3 protein-coding genes are annotated in these 1,770 nt (G+C 34.6%); all 3 read right to left on the bottom strand.

All coding sequences use genetic code 11. The features are described 5' to 3' along the window. Nucleotides 1–101: 101 nt before the first annotated feature. Nucleotides 102–1,031, bottom strand: coding sequence for an AbaSI family restriction endonuclease (locus ACYQ2L_RS17110; protein WP_460058330.1), 930 nt, complete (start codon nucleotides 1,029–1,031; stop codon nucleotides 102–104). A 99-nt stretch (nucleotides 1,032–1,130) separates the two neighbouring features. Beyond that, a complete protein-coding gene (locus tag ACYQ2L_RS17105; protein WP_460058328.1) occupies nucleotides 1,131–1,400 on the bottom strand; it encodes an antitoxin in 270 nt (89 codons plus the stop codon). Continuing rightward, nucleotides 1,393–1,677 (bottom strand): toxin, encoded by a 285-nt coding sequence (locus ACYQ2L_RS17100; RefSeq protein WP_460058326.1) that lies wholly within the window; start codon nucleotides 1,675–1,677, stop codon nucleotides 1,393–1,395. Before ACYQ2L_RS17100 ends, ACYQ2L_RS17105 begins: the two co-directional genes overlap by 8 nt. Nucleotides 1,678–1,770: the final 93 nt, after the last annotated feature.

Below are 1,770 nucleotides of genomic sequence, written 5' to 3'. Positions count from 1 at the left end.
CTGCGAGCCGTTAAATGGCGTGAATCTTGCCCGGCGTATGCCGGAATAGCAAAATTCAGGACATAGGCGAGTCAGGTTAAAGCCTTTGTTATGCTTCTTCATTATATTAGCTCACTGATAGTAATTTCTGTTTTAACTCTTTTGTAAAACCTAGTTTGGATTCCTTTGTTAACTTTCAATTCAAAAGCTTCAAATACTCCTAGGAACTTTACTCGTTCCATGCCGAAACTATCCCGAATGTGCATGAAGACAACTCTTTTATATCCGTTTTCGTTCCAAGGTCCTTCTGGTAATTCGCGAGTATCACATTTTTTCATATTGCCAACTACTTCAGAAATTAGTGATTTGTCTTCATTTAATGTGTTTTCCCAGCCATTTTTTGTTTTTATTGTACCATCTTCAAGTTGAACAGCTAAATGTGGAACCCACAATTTATACTTATTATTCAGTTTTACGAAACACCTTCCAAGATTTTTAATGTCATGTCCAAGTAGGTTATATATTTCAGTTACACCCTCAAAGTCCACATCATCTTTCGTGGAAAAAACACCTTTTTGCAGTATATTACGTTTTCGACTTTCATTGTCTTCCCAACAAATTTTGTCTACCGTATATTTTTGCGTTATCATTTTTTTTATATGTATAATCTGCTTATTAATCTGATCGTTTACTTCATCATAAGTTTTTAGAGTACCGTCGTCGTTATAGATTGCAATTCGTCCTTGTTCACACTGAATTGAACCAAGTATATCTTCAGCCCGTAGATAATCTTGAATGCGATTTTCCTCACATAGATGGTGACTTTCATCAACTTCTATACCATAGTTTATTTGTGGAAAATATAAATCCAAGAGATAGTATTTTCTCTTACTCATAGTAGCGGCATTTGTATTTTTTACATATTGTTGAGTTATTGGAATAAGTTCAGGATTCGAAATTTTTGCATATATTGAGTTTATAATAAAATTTTCGTATTTCTTTCCTTTTGTTCGTCTGTTTAACATAATTGAAAGGTGTTCAAGTTTTTCCATTTTAATTACCTTTATTATTTTGCCCGTAGCGTCTGCATAACAGCAAGCTAACCAGCCGGCTGTGCCGGTCTGGTTAAGCGTTATGTTAAACGCAATACTTTAACCTACGTCTTTAAGGTTTCCAGTTACATATTTATGTAGAATGCTCGTAACCAGGGTTTGATAGGGGATGCCTTCTTCCAGAGCTTTTGTTTTTAAAGCCTCTACGTCGCGTTTAGAAATCCGGATATTTATTCTGTAGTCTTTGATTGAAGTCTTCCGAGCGGCATCTTTCAGATCATTTTTTAATTGGTCAAAGTTCTGTACTGATTGCCATTCATCGTTTTCTATTGAATCCATTAATTCTTTTTCTTCTATTAAATCATTCATTTTTTCCTCCAAGATTATATTTCTTTGTATATTTTCTGCTGGGAAATAGGGTTTTCAGAAAATAATCACCATTTTCTTGCAGTACGCAGGGTACACACACAGCATATCCATCTATATCGACGATTAAGATTAATTGATTTTTGTATTTTTCTTTATTTGGATTTTCGATTGCATCGATTAAATGGTCTTCCTCGATTGCTACCACGATTCGTTCAAATGAAATCGATCGTTCTTCTTTTAGTTGATTGTTTTTTTCTTCGTTCCAGTAGAAGGCCATACACTAAGCATAATTCTCTGTGTGCCTAATGTCAATTCACGACCAGATAAATGCATTATCTAATTTTCTTAGCGCCGGAGGCGCCTTTTTAAC

It is taken from the genome of Spirochaeta dissipatitropha (genome assembly GCF_054657935.1).
Note: the sequence above shows the minus strand (reverse complement) of the source record. Positions and strands in the feature narration are given on the sequence as shown.

Excerpts from the sequence above, each read along its gene's own strand:
- ACYQ2L_RS17110 (WP_460058330.1), bottom strand. The coding sequence starts at position 1,031 with ATGGAAAAACTTGAACACCTTTCAATTATGTTAAACAGACGAACAAAA.
- ACYQ2L_RS17105 (WP_460058328.1), bottom strand. The coding sequence starts at position 1,400 with ATGAATGATTTAATAGAAGAAAAAGAATTAATGGATTCAATAGAAAAC.
- ACYQ2L_RS17100 (WP_460058326.1), bottom strand. The coding sequence starts at position 1,677 with ATGGCCTTCTACTGGAACGAAGAAAAAAACAATCAACTAAAAGAAGAA.